This window comes from Vaccinium witches'-broom phytoplasma str. VAC, from assembly GCF_000309405.1.
In the GTDB taxonomy this organism is placed as follows: Bacteria; Bacillota_I; Bacilli_A; order Acholeplasmatales; family Acholeplasmataceae; genus Phytoplasma.
Genome location: NZ_AKIN01000168.1, coordinates 1 through 632, shown reverse-complemented (window position 1 = coordinate 632; position 632 = coordinate 1). Strand labels below are relative to the sequence as shown.

Annotated in this window: 1 protein-coding gene; it reads right to left on the bottom strand. The window is 21.4% G+C overall.

Annotation, left to right across the window (positions count from 1 at the left end; all coding sequences use genetic code 11):
• Positions 1-307 (bottom strand): hypothetical protein (locus tag RI68_RS03850; RefSeq protein WP_222813014.1); only part of this gene is annotated, 307 nt, incomplete at its 3' end.
• Positions 308-632: the final 325 nt, after the last annotated feature.

Below are 632 nucleotides of genomic sequence, written 5' to 3'. Positions count from 1 at the left end.
AGACGGCATACGATATCGGTCTCGGCATTCCTGCTGAACCGCTCTTCCGATCTTTGCGATTTATTAAAATATTATTTTTTTGTTGTAATTCAATCTCTTTCTCTTTAATATTTGCAATTATTCTTTGTTTTTGCGATTCGGTCTCTTTATGTATAAGTTTTTTCGATTGATCCATTTCATTATCTAATTCACGAAGTTCAATATTTAATTTATTAATTTCAATATTTAATTCAGAAATTTTATCATCTAATTCAAGAATTTCAATATTTAATTCAGAAATTTTGTTTTTTATATCATTTTTTTTCAATGAAAATGATGTATTATAATATTCGTTTAATCTTGATAATCCATCAATTTTTGTATTTTTTTGTTCTATAAGTGTTTCATCATCTAAAAATATTTCTTTATTTTTTGACTTCCTATTATCTCTAAAATAGAGAAAAATAAAATAGAAAAAAATAAAAAGTAAAATTAACAAAAAAGAATAAATTAGTTTTTTTTTCAAAATTACAATCCTTTTCCTTTTATAAAATCTCAGCGAACCACTAAAATGGAACCATTAAAATAAACAATTTAATTAAATTCCAATATTCAAACTATTTATTAACTTTTTTAATAATAACATAAAAAAA